Origin of the sequence: Staphylococcus sp. HMSC077D08 (assembly GCF_001837945.1) — a bacterium.
Classification (GTDB): domain Bacteria; phylum Bacillota; class Bacilli; order Staphylococcales; family Staphylococcaceae; genus Staphylococcus; species Staphylococcus epidermidis.
In genome coordinates, this window is the sequence record NZ_KV834758.1 from 21,492 (window position 1) to 38,783 (window position 17,292).

Sequence of the window (17,292 nt, forward strand, 5' to 3'; positions counted from 1 at the left end):
TCATTTTGAATTCGAAGTCCCACCCACTGGGTTAACTCGAGTTAATAAAGATTAAAATGAACAAATCATGACTTACTGAAGTGACCTTAAACCTGTTTTTAGGAATAGTCACAAGATGAACTTTACAGAAATTTTTATGTTCTTTCTTATTAATCCTTTTTTGAGCTTTGAGAATTTTGATTGTTATTATTTTGTTTTTGTGTATTTTGTCCTGAACTAGCATTTTGATTGCCACTATTTCCATTGTTTTGTGGTCTGGTTGACTGTGTTTGATTTGATTTATTTTGGGTGCTTTGACGATTTGCTGATGACTGGTTAGATTTATTTTGTTGTGGCTTTTGTTGTGTTGGCGATTGATCTTTTTGACTTGGGCTTTCTTTAGAATTTGAACTGTCTTGTCTAGATTTTTTTCTTTCGTCAGTTTTTGGCTCTTTTGCTCTCTTTTCTCCTGTTTGTGGATTTTGTTTCACCGGAGTTTGAGTCGTAGGTCTTTGTGGCGTTTGAACAGTTTGCTGCGTTTGTTGAGTTTGAGGAACTTGTTGCGTTTGTTGTGTATTATTCTTTTTTTCTTCCTCCGATTTTTTGTCTTTTTTTTCCTTTTTATCTTTATCGTCTTTTTTCTTTTCTTGCTGTGTTGTTTTATCATTGAGTCGTTCGTTGCCTTTTTTTGAACTATCGACAAATGAGTAAATACCAAATGCTAAACCTATTAATAATAGCAAAACTACAATCGCACTAATAAATTTGGAGATACCGCTCATCTTGTTTACCTCTCTTTCATTCTTAAACACGAATTTATCTTAAAAACAATACTATTGAATCATTGTAAAAAATCAAATCTCAACTATTTTCAATAATTAAAAGTAGTATTTCCCTAAAATTATTTTTAACAGATCCTTTGGGAATAATTAAATAACAAAGTTCAATGAGATTATATAACAGTGATATTTGAGTTTAATCAATCAATACAACTTTATATTTAATTATCTCATACATGATAACATCATACTGATTGATTAACATCATTTTTAAATAACTTAATCAAATCTTAACACGAGAGTTCTTAGATTTACCTATTACATTTACCTGTGCAAAATGATTCACAACATCTTTTAAAAAAGTTTAAAATAAATAATGATATAAAATGAAACTATTTCACAAGTATAAAAAGTAGAATTAGTTTTAACTTCTTTTTTACTGGTTTATAATTATTTAAAAAAACTTTTATAGTTAGAACATAGATACTTTATTTTATTACCAATTTAACCTTTTATTTTACGGAATAAACAATGTTAAAAATTAATCTTTTATAAAGTATTTACTATTAAAAGGGGTATATGTATTTTAGAATAGAAAAAAGGATCCATACGTTGCTCGCACGGATCCACTACTAAAGGGAGTCAAAATTTACCTTCGTTAGTTTATTATGGGGTATACTCATACTAATTAAGAGATGTTTAATTAATTATCGAAGGTACAATTTTATTATAACTAATCTGTTTTTATTTTAAATGCATATTAAAAAAAGTCTTTGACATCTTATTGGCTAAAAAATGTATAAAATATGAATAATAATAATAACTATCAATAAGATGACAGCTTTTTATTTTCAGACGAGGTGAAACTATGAAACGCTATTTAATCACTGGTGGAACTGGCATGGTCGGTTCACACTTAGTCAATGAAATTAAACAAACCGATGCACATATTACAATTTTAACCAGACAGGATAAAACTTCTAATCATCCCAAAATCACGTATATCAACTGGTCAAAAGAGGGATGGCAACATCAAGTACCAGACATAGATATTGTTATTAATTTAGCTGGTGCAACGTTGAATAAACGTTGGACACCTTCCCACAAACAAGCGATGATGCTTAGTCGTATTCAATCAACGCAAACACTATTTGAACTTTTTGAAACACGTGAACACAAACCAGAAGTTTTATTTAACGCAAGTGCAATGGGCTACTACCCTCCAGATTTATTTACAAGTTATACCGAGTTATATCAAACACTTCCATTTGATTTCTTATCAGAAATTGTATACCAATGGGAACGTTTTGCGAATAAATTTAAGCAATTCGGTACACGTGTCGTTTTAGGTCGATTCGGCCTTATTCTATCAGACGATGGTGGCGCTCTTGAAATGATGGAACTTCCGTATCATTTATATGTTGGGGGAAAACTCGGCTCTGGAAGACAATGGTACTCGTGGATTCATATCGATGACTTAATTAGAGGTATTTTATTTACTATCAATCATGATAACGCTGAAGGTCCATTTAATTTAACTGCACCTATTCCTGAAAGACAAAATTTATTTGGTTATACTTTAGCACGTGCGATGCATAAACCACATGAAACGTGGACACCTAAATTGATACTCCGTACAGTGTTAGGTCAGATGTCTACTGTCATATTAGATACACAAAAAGTACTTCCAAATAAATTACATGCACTAGGTTTTGAGTTTAAGTATAATAATTTAAGAAATGCTTTAGATGATTTAATTAAAGCTTAAGAATTACATCGTAAGAAGAAGGGGTATAAAATGAAAGATACTCAATTAACATATATATTATTAATCATTGCGAGTGTTTTATTAATTGCAAATGGTATATTTGCATTTGAACGTACGTTATCAATGATATTAATGTCAATATTATTTATATTAGTTGGAATCATTTTATTATCAACAACATTGAATACCATGTATCAATCATCAAAACACTCTAAACGTTAAATTTCATCGGTTTAAAGAAAATAATCATTTCATTCTAAATTTACATTCATATATTATTTAAAATAAAAACCCTAGTAGACAAATGATAAAATATACATTTTCGTCTACTAGGGTTTTGTGTATTAATCAATAATAATGAAACGTTTATTTTATTATTTTTCTGGCTCCATTACTTCATCAATTAATCCATATTCTTTAGCTTCTGCAGCTGTTAAGAAGTTGTCGCGATCAGTATCTTGTTGAATTTTTTCAATAGATTGACCTGTACGTTCTGATAAAATACGATTTAATTTTTCACGTGTTTTTAAAATATGATTTGCTGCAATCTCAATTTCAGTTGCTTGTCCTTGTGCACCACCTAAAGGTTGGTGAATCATAACTTCAGCATTAGGTAGTGCAAATCGTTTACCTTTTGCACCTGCTGCTAACAAGAATGAACCCATAGACGCTGCCATACCAATACAGATTGTTTGTACGTCTGGTTTGATATGCTGGATAGTATCATAAATAGCAAATCCAGCAGTTACACTGCCACCTGGTGAATTAATATATAAATAAATATCCTTTTCAGAATCTTGCGCTTGCAAGAATAATAATTGTGACACAATAGAGTTAGCTACGTTATCATCAATTTGAGAACCTAGCATGATAATACGGTCTTTCAATAAACGTGAATATATATCATACGCACGTTCACCGCGGTTAGTTGTTTCAATAACTGTAGGAATTAAATTCATTTATTTTTCCTCCTTATAATAACTGTTAAAATTATTTTACCTTAAAAGTCAAAAATGGTCAAAGATTAAGCTTATTAATCAAAAATTCAATTTGACGCTTAACCTTTTCATTTGTAAACTAGAATTATCGTTTTTATTGTACCGTCCTTATTGAACGACGTACAGAAATGTGATTATTTCACTATTTACCCCTCGTAGTGTAATGGATAACACATAAGATTCCGGTTCTTAAAATAGAGGTTCGATTCCTCTCGAGGGGGTTGCTTAATAATGTTGAGATTTTAATGTCTGAGATTATTTGTAATCTCAGTCTTAAAATCTCATTTTTTATAATTCAATTTGTTCACCATTTCTTATTTTATCCGCTAATTCATTCAACTTTCTTAAACGGTGATTCATACCTGATTTAGATATAGGCCCTGTAGAAACCATCTCACCCAATTCTTTTAAAGATATTTCTTGATGTTCTACTCTGAGCTTCGCTACTTCTCTCAAACGATCAGGTAAATTTTCAAGCCCAATCTCTTCATCAATTAATTGTATACTTTCTACCTGTTTCATTGCTGCGCTAACAGTTTTATTAAGATTTGCTGTTTCACAATTTACGAGACGGTTAACCGAATTACGCATATCACGGACAATTCTTACATCTTCAAACTTTAGTAATGCTTGATAGCCACCTATCAAACTAAGAAAGTCGGAAATTTTTTCAGCTTCTTTAAGATACGCAATACTCCCTTTTTTACGTTCTAAATGTTTCGCATTGAGTTCATAACTATTCATCAATTTAGTAAGACCTTCGGAATGATCTTCATATTGTGAAAAAATTTCGAGATGATATGAAGACGTTTCAGGGTTATTTACAGAACCACCTGCTAAGAAAGCCCCTCTTAAATAACTTCTTTTCATTTCATCATCTTTGATCATATCCGGATCAATATCGTGAGTAAAAACTCCCTCTTTTAAAATACCTAAATCATTTAGTATTTCTTTCGCTAACATCTTTGTTCGACATATATAAATATTGTTTTTTTTCAATTTCATCTTTTTTCTAACTAAAATTTCAACTTCAACATTAAATATACGTTTGATAAGAGAATATATTCGACGAGCTGTTGTTGCATTTTCTGTCTGTACATTAATTACAAACTGTTGATTTGATAGACTAAGTGCGCCATTCATGCGAATTAATGCACTGAGCTCTGCTTTAGCATTCGATTCGTCAACTTCTATGCGTGTTAGTTCATTTTTCATATCTGATGCAAAGCTCATTGAACACTCATCCTTCCTAATCCTTTTTTTCTATTCTTGTTTATAGTATCGCCAATGAGGTGTAAAGTTATTTTCTAATTCTAAACACACACTTAAGTTATCATATCATAAACTACGATTTCGCTTATAATTATTTCTTTTTATCACTAGGAGTAAAGCGAATTGTACTTGTTAAATCTAAGGCAAGTTCATAAATCATTTTTGATAATACTTTTGTGTTATGTCTGACATAGTGTTCATTAGATATTTCAACTAAATTAGACGCCGTTAAAACTCTAATTCCACTATCTTTTAATTGTTCTTTATGTACTGCTACTGGTTTTGAATTCTTTTCTTCATATCGTTGTAAAACATCTTTACTATAGGATTCAGAGCTACATATGACAAAATCAATAAATGGTTCACCAACTTGTCGAGAAAGTGCATCAATATGCTCTTTAACATCATAATTATCTGTCTCGCCTGGTTGTGTCATAACATTAGATACATAAAGTTTTGGGGCAGAGGTACGTAATAATGCTTCTGAAATGCCTTTGACACATAAATTTGATATAACACTTGTATATAATGAACCTGGTCCTAAGACGATTAAATCTGCTTGTTCTAAAGCTTCTACCGCTTCATTCATTGGTTCAACATCACTTGGCTCTAAAAACACACGATTTATTTTTTTATGTGTTTTAGGTATATTGGTTTCTCCATGTACAATTTCACCGTCTTCCATCACCGCGTTGAGTTGCACACTTGTGTTTGTTGAAGGGATGACTTGGCCTTTAATATTTAAAACTTTACTTAATTCTTTAATAGCGTGCCCAAAGTCATTGGTAATGTTAGTCATTCCAGCAATAACTAAATTACCTAATGAATGTCCATCTACTTGATTTTCACCAAAACGGTACTGGAACAATTGAGTTAATATCGATTCCGAGTCACTTAAAGCAGCAATGACATTACGAATATCACCAGGCGCTGGAATATCCATGACATCTCTAATTTTCCCCGTGCTCCCACCATTGTCCGCTACAGTAACAATGGCAGTAATGTCTATTGGAAATTCTCTAAGGCCTCTAGCAAGGACAGAAAGTCCAGTGCCACCACCAATAAGTACTACGTTCATTTGTTTCATTATCTCTCTCCACTTTCAATATGCGCATCTCTATGATGCACATAAACATTATATTCAAAAATCTCGTTAAGATATTCAGCTAAACGTTTAGCTAATGCGACTGATCGATGTTGTCCACCCGTACAACCTATAGCAATAACCAATTGCGATTTACCTTCTTTTTTGTATCCAGGAATCATATATTTTAGTAAATCCGTTAATTTATCAAAAAATATTTGGGTTTCTTTCCACTTCATAACGTAATTGTACACTGGCTCATCTAAACCAGTAAATGGACGCAATTCCTCTACATAGTATGGATTAGGTAGAAATCTGACATCAAAAACTAAATCAGCATCCATTTGTATACCATGCTTGAAACCAAAACTTGTCACGTTGATAGTAAATGTTTCAAAGTTTTCATCTAAATAAAACTTTGAAATGCGTTGCTTTAATTCTTTAGGTTTTAATTTTGTTGTATCAATCACGTAATTAGCGATACTTCGGATTTCTGATAGGTGTTCACGTTCCTCATTTATTGCATCTATTAATGATCTTTGTCCTTTTTCATTTAGTGGGTGCGCTCTTCTTGATTCTTTATAACGCGAAATAATTTTTTCAGTTTTAGCTTCCAAAAACATAACATCTAAAATCACGTCATTGCGACTTTTAATAATATCAATTTCTTTAACTAGAGATTTAAATAATTCCTTACCTCTTAAATCTATTGCAATTGCTACTTTTTGCAATGAAGAATTTCCTTGAGCCATCAATTCTACAAATTTAGGTAACAGTACAGGTGGTAAATTATCTACACAGAAAAAACCCATATCTTCGAGACTTTGAATCACCAATGATTTACCCGCTCCAGACATACCTGTAACAACTAACAATTCACTTTTACCCATTTCTTTTTCGTTGCTTGCCATTTTCTTAAGTCACCACCAATTATAATCTTCAATCAATATCATTATATTAAATTCATCTTATCACACTCAAATATGCAAAGTAACATACTTATATTGTAATTAAAAAAGCTAGAATCATTGATGACGATACTTTGACGCAAACAATGTTCTAGCTATGTGTAAAATGAGTTAAATTTTAATTATCTTTTAATTCTGTAATATAGTCAGCTGCACTTTGCGCCGCAATACTACCGTCTCCTGTAGCAGTAACAATTTGACGTAATCCTTTATCACGAACATCACCTGCAGCAAAAATACCTCGTACTTTAGTACTCATGTCATCTTGTGTGACAATGTATCCTGCGTCATTTGTAATACCAAGATTTTTAAATGGCGCTGTGAGTGGTTTCATTCCAATATAAATGAATACACCATCGGCATCATAAGTCTGTTCAGCACCATCTTTAGTTGATTCAAGTGTAACTGAACCAACTTTACCATCTTTTTCATTAATTGTTTTAAGTGTATGACTCCAAATAAAGTCAACCTTATCATTTTTGAAGGCACGTTCTTGCAAGATGTTTTGTGCACGTAATTCATCTCTACGATGAACAATCGTTACTTTATCTGCAAATTTAGTTAAGAAAGTTCCTTCTTCTACCGCTGAATCTCCACCGCCAATTACGAAAAGACGTTTATTTTTAAAGAATGCTCCATCACAAACCGCACAATAACTTACTCCACGTCCTCCTAATTCTTGTTCACCAGGAACGCCAATCTTTTTATACTCTGCTCCAGTTGAGATAATAACTGCATGAGCTGTTACTTCTTTATTCCCTAAATTGATAACTTTATAGTCACCTTTATCTTCAACAGATTTAATATCGCCATATTGGTATTCCGCACCAAATTTTTTTGCATGTTCAAACATTTTCGTAGATAAATCAGGGCCTGTGATCATCTCAAATCCTGGAAAATTCTCTACTTCTTCAGTGTTTGCCATTTGACCGCCTGGCATACCGCGTTCAATCATGACAGTTTTTAAATTGGCACGTGATGAATATACTGCTGCTGTCATGCCGGCAGGACCTGCACCGATTATTGCTACGTCAAAATCTACTTCAGTCATTTTAAATGCCTCCTACTTATTAATCATTATGCGCATTATATATCATACTTTTCATTTCATAAATTTATATGCTCAATATAAATTCAATTGTTTTATTCAGTTTGTATCTAGAAACATCAAAATCGTCCATCAATTGTCTCTTAGTGAATGGTTGGCTAGAACGACGATATGATAGGTAAACAAATGCAGCGACATATCTATCGACATCTACTAAATCTACATTTTCAGCTATAATCATTTCTGCTTGATTAATCCAATCTGTAAATAAAGACGTGTTATATTTGAATTGCTTAAAATTATACAACCTTTGCATACCTCTGTGTATAAAATCTAATTTATTGAGTGTGAGGCCTTGTACCAAATATGTGAGATAAAGTTTCTCATAGTCATTCATTGATTCAAGAATTGACCAAATATCTTCAGTCATTAGTATTTCTTTTCCATTTAATTGATGAAGTAAAAAAATACCGTAAAGTCGATAATGATTATTATCATCTAGTAATAATGGTAACACTCGTGATTCAAATACCGTTTTACTTTCCTCAATTACCCAAGGTGCATAACCTACATCAACTTTAGAAATTTGAGTGAGCTTGTTCCACATCTCAATACTTTCGTCTTTATTTCCTAGGTAATAAAAATTGAAGCTCAATGCATTATACAGTTGAATAGAGACAAATTTACCTTTTTTATAAAGTGGATAAAGTAAATTCTGAGAAGCACGATACTGTTTTAAATAACTCAATACAATTCCTAATTTAAAGGTTTCATCGTCATTTAGTGGTACTACTTTATTAAGTATTTTAAGATATTTTTGATATTTTTCTGTTTCCTTTTTATTATAAAGTAATAATGTGTAGTGACAAAGTGCATGCACATCTGAATTATCTTCCTTTAAAAGTTCTTCAAACATTGCTTTGGCACTATCATACTCACCTAGATACAAATAACACATTGCAAGTAAATTCCTAATCACCCTATGCTGTTGAATCTCGTAAGATTGATTCAAAATAAATGCTCGGGCTTCTTCTAACCTACCTTGTGAAAAGAGAAATTGAAATAAAAGTTGTGTTGAAAACAATTGTGCTTCTAATTCAATTTTTTGTTCACTTGTATACGTGACTTCGAATGTTTTTTCAAGCATTTCTCTAAAATCTTTATCATCTGACAATATTACATAATTAATACCAAACAAGAATGCCTTGTTTGGCTCGTTTAATTCTATATTTAATTGACTTAGTTCATAGAAGCTTTCTTCTACATGAAAGTCTTTAACAATATTCTCATAAAAAAGATGTTCTGCTTTTTTGCCGATATTTAATTTAACTAAACATTGCGCATAGTGTTGTTGAATATCAAAATCCTCTGGTGACAACTCAAGCACTTTTTCATAATATTCTGCCGCTTTCTTGTAGTTCTGTTGTTGCCACTTTTGGGTAGCCATTTTTCGGTAAAAAGCCTCATCAAAAATCATTGGAATGATGTTATTTTCTTTTTGTGCCATTCGTTGTCACCTCCTGAATCTAATTGTATTTGCATAGGGTTACCAAATGCAAAACTGTAATCGGGAACATCTTTAGACACAACCGTACCCGCACCAATTTTAACATGCTTTCCTATAGTTATTCCTGGCAATATTGTCGTATTTGCACCTATTAAAGTGTAATCGCCTATAATGACTTTCCCCACTCTCCACTCATCAACAAGTACTTCGTGAGTTAATATTGTTGTATTATAACCAATGACTGTATTCTTGCCAACCGAAATGTATTCTGGATAAAACAAATCAGGCAACACTTTATATGCAAATGAAGTATGATTCCCGACATCCATTTTTAAAAGCTTTTTATATATTTTATTTTTAAGTTTCATACTAGGAATAAATCTTGCAATTTCTATAATCAACGTTTGCTTTAGCACTTTTATGAATTTAATTTTTCTATATATATGCCATAAAGGATTCACTTGATGATATTTTTCTTTACTTAATCTTCTCAAAATAATCACTTAGCCTTTTTAATCGGCCATGTTAATGGTCCTGAATTTTTATATTTTATTGGTTGATATTTAACTCTTCTATAAATTACGAATATCACACTAATCATAATAAGCACGACAGAAACAAGTTGCGCTACACGTATATGACTCGTAAGCATCAAACTATCGGTTCTCATAGCCTCAACGAAGAAGCGTCCTACAGAATACCAAATAAGATAACCAAAGAATGTCTCTCCAAGTTTTAGACGTTTCCTTAAAGTAATTAAAATGACAAAACCTATCACGTCCCAAATTGACTCATATAGAAATGTCGGGTGATAATATTGACCTTCAATATACATATTTCTAATAATAAAGTCTGGCAAATGTAAATGTTCTAGAAAAGCTCTAGATACTGGTCCTCCATGCGCTTCATGATTCATAAAGTTTCCCCAGCGTCCTATCCCTTGAGCTAAAATAATACTTGGTGCCACAATATCTCCTATTTGAAATGGATGTAGATTTTTGATTTTACAAACAATAATCCCCGTGATAAGTCCACCAATTAAGCCGCCATGTATGGCTATACCACCATGCCAAATTTTTGGTATCTCACTCAAGTGATTCATGTAATATGGCCATTGAAATGTAACAAAATATATTCTCGCAACTATGAATCCAACAATCGCGCTATAAAATATAATATCGATTAAAGTGTCTTTATGTAATCCAACCTGTTTCAATGCTGCTTGTGCAATGAAGTATCCAAGTAAGATACCACAAGCAATAATAATTCCATACCATCGAACTTGGATTGGTCCCAAGCTAAAGGCAACAGGATCGATATATCCTAATGTAATATTCATGTGTGTTACTCCTCACTTTTATGACTATTTCGAACGATTTCTTCATTAAGTCTCTCATTAAATTCAACTGCTGTATTAATACCCATGATATTAAGACGATAATTCATAGCCGCTACTTCAATAATTACTGCTACATTGCGCCCTGGTCTAACTGGTATCGTTTTTTTAGTGATTTCCGTATCAAGAATTTTCAATGTTTCTTCATTAAGACCTACACGATCGTATAACTTATTCTTATTCCAATTTTCTAAATTAATGTTTAATCGAATTTGTTTTTCAGTTAATATTGATCCTGCTCCAAACAAAGTCATAACATTAATGATACCGAGACCACGAATCTCTAGCAAATGTTCGATAAGTTTAGGAGGTTTGCCTACAAGTTCATCCTTAGTAATTTCTTTGATTTCTACATTATCATCAGCCACTAATCTATGACCACGTTTGACTAATTCTAATGCAGTTTCACTTTTTCCAATGCCAGAATCTCCTGTAATTAGTACACCTACTCCGTAAACATCAACAAGTACACCGTGCAAAGAAGTGGTTTTCGCGAGTTCATGTTCGAGAAATGTCGTTAACCTACTCATTAAGCTCGTTGTGGCATCTTTCGCAACAATAATTGGTGTATGCGTTTCTTGAGATGCACGTATGAGTTCTTCTGGTGGTTCTAACCCACGTGTAACAATAATCGCTGGAGTTTCAGGTCGGCATAACTTTCTCATTCTTCCTTTTTTCTCTTCATCTGGAAGTAAATTATAAAATGATAACTCCGTTGTCCCTAATAATTGAATACGGTCTGAAGCATAATGTGAAAAATATCCAGCCATTTCTAAACCTGGACGTGAAATATCTGTGTTTTTAATTGGTCTATCTAAACCTTCTTCACCAGTAAGTAATTCTAAATTTAACGTATTAACTAATCTATCTGTTGTTAACATGCATTCACCTCAAATTTCATAAGCCATTCGTATCTTCCTTTTCTATTATCATATCAAAAATCAACTCATGTTTTATATTAAAATGATGATTTAAAATTTTAAAAGTTTCTTAAATCATTACTGTTTTGAGACAAACTAGATTTTTTCCATTATACAATTGAGTAGTTGATTGATTGAGTTAAAAAATATACCTTAAATAACAATCTAAATCGAAATTCAAATAACTATTTGATGATTTATGCTCAAATTAATGAAATTAATTTGATATATAAAGCTCTAAGATTCTTTGTGTAAAAGTCATCTTAGAGCTTTTTAAGTTAATCTATCATTTTATTACTAGTCATACATCTTACTATTCAACTCTGTCTCTCTCTAATACTGGTTTTAAGTATTGACCAGTGTAAGATTCTTTATTTTGAGCGATTTCTTCAGGTGTACCAGTTGCGATGATTGTTCCTCCACCTTCACCACCTTCTGGACCTAAATCAATAATATGATCTGCCGTTTTAATAACATCAAGATTGTGTTCGATAATAACGACCGTATCACCATTTTCCACTATACGATTCAATACCTTTAATAAACGACTTATATCATCAACATGTAATCCTGTAGTTGGTTCATCAAGAATATAAATAGAACGCCCCGTTGAACGCTTGTGCAATTCTGATGCGAGTTTTACACGTTGCGCTTCACCACCAGATAATGTAGTAGCTTGTTGACCTAAAGTAATGTACCCCAACCCAACATCTACAAGTGTTTGTAATTTACGCTTAATCTTAGGGATATTTTCAAAGAAATGCGTAGCTTCTTCAACAGTCATTTCTAACACATCCGCAATATTTTTTCCTTTGTATGTTACCTCTAGAGTCTCACGATTATAGCGTTTACCATCACACACTTCACAAGGTACATAGACATCTGGTAAAAAATGCATTTCAATTTTTATAATTCCATCACCTTTACAAGCTTCACATCGTCCACCTTTGACATTAAAACTAAATCTACCTTTTTGATAACCTCGTATTTTGGCTTCATTCGTTTGTGAAAAGACATCTCTTATGTCATCAAAGACACCCGTGTATGTGGCTGGGTTAGAACGTGGTGTTCTACCTATTGGCGATTGATCAATATCAATGATTTTATCTAATTGATCGATTCCTTTGATTTCATCAAAATTCCCAGGTTTCACTTTAGATTTATTAATTTTTTGAGCTAATGCTTTATATAAAATTTCATTGACGAGTGAACTTTTACCAGAACCTGACACACCTGTAACTACAGTTAAGACGGATAGTGGGAAGTCTACATTTACATTTTTTAAATTATTACTTTTAGCACCTTTAATTTGAATCTTTCTATCGGTGATTTCGCGTCTGTATTCAGGGACTTCTATTCGTTTTTTTCCACTTAAATATTGACCCGTTAAGGACTTTTTATCTTTCATTACTTTATTAGGGGTGCCACTTGAGACAACCTCTCCACCGTGGTTACCGGCTCCCGGACCCACATCAACTAAATAATCAGCTGCTCTCATTGTATCATCATCATGTTCAACGACAATGAGTGTATTACCTAAATCACGCATTTCTTTTAAAGTATTAATTAATCTATCATTATCTCTTTGATGTAATCCAATTGAAGGTTCATCTAAAACATACAGTACTCCGGTTAATCGTGAACCAATTTGTGTTGCTAAACGAATACGTTGTGCTTCCCCTCCAGATAAAGTTCCGGATGAACGATCTAAGGTCAAATATTCCAAACCAACATTATTTAAAAATGATAATCTTGAAATAATCTCTTTTAAAATTTGATCTGCAATCGATTTATCTTGATCGCTTAATTTTAAGTTTTCGAAATAATAAAGTGCATTTTTAATTGAATATTCAACGACTTCACCTATATTATAGTCGCCTACATATACAGATAACGCTTCTTTGCTTAAACGTTTGCCATGACAAGTTTCACACGGTAACTCTGTCATGTATTTACTCATCATTTCGCGTGTATATTCAGAGGGAGATTCATGGTATCGACGGTCAATATTAGGTACCACACCTTCAAAAACCATTTTACGTTTACGAGTACCACCATTTCGTTGCGTAAATGTAAATTCAATTTCTTTTTCTCCAGAACCATTCATAAGTATGTTTTTTTGTCTATCAGTCAATTTTTTATATGGCTTATCCATATTAATTTTGTAGACTTCACATACACGTTTTAATAAAGTTGGATAAAAATCGGAACTTGTTGGTTCCCATGGTTCAATTGCGCCTTCATTTAAAGTTTTATTTTTATCTGGAATGACTAAATCTAGGTCTACTTTTAGTTTTTGACCTAAACCATCACAAGTTGGACACGCACCAAACGGACTATTGAAACTAAACATTCTAGGTTCTAATTCACCAATAGAGAAACCACAAATTGGACATGCGTGGTTCTCAGAGAATTTAAGTTCCTCTCCATCAATAACGTCAACTGTTAAATTACCTTCAGCAAGTTCAAGTGCTGTCTCAATAGAGTCCGCTAGACGCGTCTCAATGCCGTCTTTAACTACAAGTCTATCAACAACAACTTCAATTGTGTGATTTTTATTTTTATCCAATTGAGGCACTTCATTTACATCGACGATTTCATCATCAACACGTAAACGCACATATCCTTTCTTCCCTATATCTTCAATTAACTTTTCATGACTTCCTTTTCTATGTGAAATGACTGGTGCAAGTAATTGAATTTTTGTACGTTCTTCCAATTCTAAAATACGATCAACCATTTGTTGAACAGTTTGTGATTCAATTTCTATACCGTGATAAGGACAGTACGGTTTACCGACACGCGCATATAATAATCGAATATAATCATAGATTTCAGTCACAGTGGCAACGGTAGAACGTGGGTTTTTACTTGTCGTCTTCTGATCAATAGATATTGCCGGTGACAAACCTTCAATGGTATCTACATCAGGTTTGTCCATTTGTCCTAAAAATTGTCGTGCATATGCACTTAACGATTCCACATAACGTCGTTGACCTTCAGCATAAATAGTATCAAACGCTAACGAAGACTTACCTGAGCCTGAAAGTCCAGTCATGACAATCAACTTGTTTTTAGGTAATTCAATATCTACTCCTTTTAAATTATGTGCTCGCGCACCTTTTACTACAATTGACGGTCCTTTCATTTAATCGTCACCCTTCTGCTTTTAATTCAAATAACATATCTCTTAACTCTGTAGCTTTTTCGAAATCTAAATCTTTGGCTGCTTTTTTCATTTCTTTTTCTATATTTTCTATTGTTTTTTGACGTTCTTTCTTTGTCATTTTCTTAGGTAATTCAGTTTGTTGTTGTTGATTTGTTTCATCGCTCTCCACAGTAGCACTAATGACGTCGTGAATCTTTTTATTAATTGTTTTCGGCGTGATGCCATGTTCTTTGTTATGGGCAATTTGTATTTCTCTACGTCTTTGTGTTTCATCAATCGCATATTGCATGGAATCTGTAATTTTATCCGCATACATAATGACTTCTCCTTTGTCATTACGTGCTGCACGCCCAATAGTTTGAATAAGAGATCTATCAGAACGTAAGAAGCCTTCCTTATCCGCATCTAAAATTACAACCAAAGATACTTCAGGTATATCTATCCCCTCTCTCAGCAGATTGATCCCAACTATTGCGTCGTAAGTACCCATACGTAAATCTCGAATAATTTCTATTCGTTCTAATGTTTTAATTTCTGAGTGTAAATAATTAACTTTAATCCCGGCTTCTTTCATATATGTAGTTAAATCTTCACTCATTTTTTTAGTAAGTGTTGTCACAAGTACACGCTCATCTTTGTCAACGCGATCTTGGATTTCACTTAAAAGATCATCGATTTGATTCTCAGTTGGACGCACATCAATTTTAGGATCAAGTAAACCAGTAGGTCGTATAATTTGTTCAACCATTTCATCTGTATGTTCTAACTCATATGGGCCTGGTGTAGCTGAAACATAAACAAGTTGTTTTGTTTTTTCTTCAAATTCTTCAAATTTTAATGGTCGGTTATCCAACGCACTTGGCAAACGAAATCCATGGTCTATTAATACTTGTTTACGAGCTCTATCCCCATTGTACATACCACGAATTTGAGGTAACGTAACGTGTGACTCATCAATCATGACAAGCCAATCGTCTCCAAAATAATCAAGTAATGTATATGGTGTTGAACCCAATGGTCTTAAAGTTAAGTGAACAGAATAGTTTTCAATACCTGAACAAAAGCCCATTTCTCTCATCATTTCTAAATCATAGTTAGTACGTTGTTCTAACCTTTGTGCTTCTAATAATTTATTCTCATCACGTAATTCTTTTAGTCTCTCTTCTAATTCTTTTTCGATTCGTTGAATAGCTACTTTCATTTTCTCTTCACGAGTAACGAAGTGCGAAGCTGGGAAAATTGTAAAATGCTCACGTTCTCGAATTACTTCCCCAGTTAAATAGTTAACCTCTCTGATACGATCAATTTCATCACCAAAAAATTCTACGCGAATACACATTTCTTCTCTAGAAGCCGGGAATATTTCAACAACATCCCCACGCACTCTAAATGTACCACGTTGAAAATCTATGTCATTACGTGAGTATTGTACATCAACTAACTTTCTCAACAATTCGCTTCGTTCCATCTCCATACCAACACGTACACTAACAACCAAATTTTTATATTCTTCAGGATTACCTAAACCATAGATACAACTAACACTTGCAATAATAATGACATCATCACGTTCAAATAAAGAACTTGTAGCAGAATGTCGTAGTTGGTCAATTTCATCGTTAATGGAGGCGTCTTTTTCAATAAAGGTATCTGTTGAAGGCACATATGCTTCAGGTTGATAGTAGTCGTAATAACTAACGAAATATTCAACTCTATTTTCTGGGAAAAATTCTTTAAATTCACTATATAGTTGACCTGCTAATGTCTTGTTATGTGCAATAATAAGTGTAGGTTTACCAACCTCTTTAATTACGTTACTCATAGTAAAAGTTTTACCTGTCCCAGTTGCACCTAATAAGGTTTGATGACGTTTCCCTTCATTTACGCCATCCACAATTTTTTGTATCGCTTGTGGCTGATCACCTTGTGGCTCAAATTCAGACTTTAACTTAAATGGAACATGTTCTACCATTCCAAAATACGCCTCCTATTATTGTTATCATTTATAAAGATTTTACACATCTCGTATCAATTACTTTTTCATGAATATCATTTTCTATTTTAACAAATTCTAAAAGAACAATACAAACATTTGTTCGCTTGTGAAATTTAACATTTTTAATGCTTATTCTAAAACAAGAGCTCTAAGATGATTTCTAATGCAAGAAATTGTCTTAGAGCTTTATTTATCAGTAATGTATGCTGTGCGATGTTTTTTTTAAAGTACGATCAAATACATATTATATACACACTGTACTTTAAAATCTTTCGCTTTTATATTCACAATGTATCAATTATTATGTTATTGCCATTAAAATATTTACTATTTAATATTTAGTTATTAATGTTTACACCATGGATTACTTAATATTCAAAATAATATAAACATTAATTTAAAGTAAAA

The 17,292-nt window shown here is 32.6% G+C and carries 14 protein-coding genes and 1 tRNA gene; 3 read left to right on the forward strand and 12 right to left on the reverse strand.

What is annotated here, in order from left to right; translation table 11 throughout:
- Positions 1 to 149: 149 nt before the first annotated feature.
- Positions 150 to 761: a DUF4887 domain-containing protein gene (locus HMPREF2663_RS03800; RefSeq protein WP_002491243.1), complete on the reverse strand. Its 612-nt coding sequence runs from the start codon at positions 759 to 761 to the stop codon at positions 150 to 152.
- Positions 762 to 1,626: 865 nt separating this feature from the next.
- Here HMPREF2663_RS03800 and HMPREF2663_RS03805 point away from each other — a divergent pair.
- Both HMPREF2663_RS03805 and HMPREF2663_RS03810 read left to right on the forward strand, forming a co-directional pair.
- The gene (locus HMPREF2663_RS03805) at positions 1,627 to 2,526 is read left to right on the forward strand and encodes a TIGR01777 family oxidoreductase (RefSeq protein ID WP_070845825.1); all 900 of its coding nucleotides are present in this window, start codon (positions 1,627 to 1,629) and stop codon (positions 2,524 to 2,526) included.
- Positions 2,527 to 2,556: 30 nt separating this feature from the next.
- Positions 2,557 to 2,748 (forward strand): hypothetical protein, encoded by a 192-nt coding sequence (locus HMPREF2663_RS03810; RefSeq protein WP_002476206.1) that lies wholly within the window; start codon positions 2,557 to 2,559, stop codon positions 2,746 to 2,748.
- Positions 2,749 to 2,900: 152 nt separating this feature from the next.
- On the opposite strand, the gene clpP is transcribed toward HMPREF2663_RS03810, so the two are convergent.
- Positions 2,901 to 3,485: an ATP-dependent Clp endopeptidase proteolytic subunit ClpP gene (gene clpP / locus HMPREF2663_RS03815; protein WP_001829659.1), complete on the reverse strand. Its 585-nt coding sequence runs from the start codon at positions 3,483 to 3,485 to the stop codon at positions 2,901 to 2,903.
- Positions 3,486 to 3,673: 188 nt separating this feature from the next.
- On the opposite strand from clpP, the gene HMPREF2663_RS03820 reads away from it, so the two are divergent.
- Positions 3,674 to 3,745, forward strand: a tRNA-Arg gene (locus HMPREF2663_RS03820).
- 67 nt (positions 3,746 to 3,812) lie between these two features.
- Here HMPREF2663_RS03820 and whiA read toward each other — a convergent pair.
- From whiA to uvrB, 10 genes are all read right to left on the reverse strand, one after another.
- The gene (whiA, locus tag HMPREF2663_RS03825) at positions 3,813 to 4,757 is read right to left on the reverse strand and encodes a DNA-binding protein WhiA (protein ID WP_002445957.1); all 945 of its coding nucleotides are present in this window, start codon (positions 4,755 to 4,757) and stop codon (positions 3,813 to 3,815) included.
- A gap of 130 nt (positions 4,758 to 4,887) precedes the next feature.
- Positions 4,888 to 5,883: a gluconeogenesis factor YvcK family protein gene (yvcK, locus tag HMPREF2663_RS03830; protein WP_002445956.1), complete on the reverse strand. Its 996-nt coding sequence runs from the start codon at positions 5,881 to 5,883 to the stop codon at positions 4,888 to 4,890.
- Complete coding sequence (rapZ, locus tag HMPREF2663_RS03835; RefSeq protein ID WP_070845827.1) at positions 5,883 to 6,791, reverse strand: RNase adapter RapZ; 909 nt, start codon at positions 6,789 to 6,791, stop codon at positions 5,883 to 5,885. The genes yvcK and rapZ overlap by 1 nt, the downstream gene beginning before the upstream one ends.
- 175 nt (positions 6,792 to 6,966) lie before the next feature.
- Positions 6,967 to 7,899: a thioredoxin-disulfide reductase gene (gene trxB, locus HMPREF2663_RS03840; RefSeq protein WP_070845829.1), complete on the reverse strand. Its 933-nt coding sequence runs from the start codon at positions 7,897 to 7,899 to the stop codon at positions 6,967 to 6,969.
- A gap of 64 nt (positions 7,900 to 7,963) precedes the next feature.
- The gene (locus HMPREF2663_RS03845) at positions 7,964 to 9,403 is read right to left on the reverse strand and encodes a tetratricopeptide repeat protein (RefSeq protein ID WP_002476217.1); all 1,440 of its coding nucleotides are present in this window, start codon (positions 9,401 to 9,403) and stop codon (positions 7,964 to 7,966) included.
- Positions 9,370 to 9,906 (reverse strand): acyltransferase, encoded by a 537-nt coding sequence (locus HMPREF2663_RS03850; RefSeq protein ID WP_002445952.1) that lies wholly within the window; start codon positions 9,904 to 9,906, stop codon positions 9,370 to 9,372. The genes HMPREF2663_RS03845 and HMPREF2663_RS03850 overlap by 34 nt, the downstream gene beginning before the upstream one ends.
- A complete protein-coding gene (lgt, locus tag HMPREF2663_RS03855) occupies positions 9,903 to 10,742 on the reverse strand; it encodes a prolipoprotein diacylglyceryl transferase (protein ID WP_002445951.1) in 840 nt (279 codons plus the stop codon). Before lgt ends, HMPREF2663_RS03850 begins: the two co-directional genes overlap by 4 nt.
- Positions 10,743 to 10,747: 5 nt before the next feature.
- On the reverse strand, positions 10,748 to 11,680 hold the full coding sequence (hprK, locus tag HMPREF2663_RS03860; protein ID WP_002445950.1) for an HPr(Ser) kinase/phosphatase: 933 nt from the start codon (positions 11,678 to 11,680) through the stop codon (positions 10,748 to 10,750).
- A gap of 352 nt (positions 11,681 to 12,032) precedes the next feature.
- The gene (gene uvrA / locus HMPREF2663_RS03865; protein WP_070845831.1) at positions 12,033 to 14,867 is read right to left on the reverse strand and encodes an excinuclease ABC subunit UvrA; all 2,835 of its coding nucleotides are present in this window, start codon (positions 14,865 to 14,867) and stop codon (positions 12,033 to 12,035) included.
- A 7-nt stretch (positions 14,868 to 14,874) separates the two neighbouring features.
- Complete coding sequence (uvrB, locus tag HMPREF2663_RS03870) at positions 14,875 to 16,860, reverse strand: excinuclease ABC subunit UvrB (protein WP_002445948.1); 1,986 nt, start codon at positions 16,858 to 16,860, stop codon at positions 14,875 to 14,877.
- Positions 16,861 to 17,292: the final 432 nt, after the last annotated feature.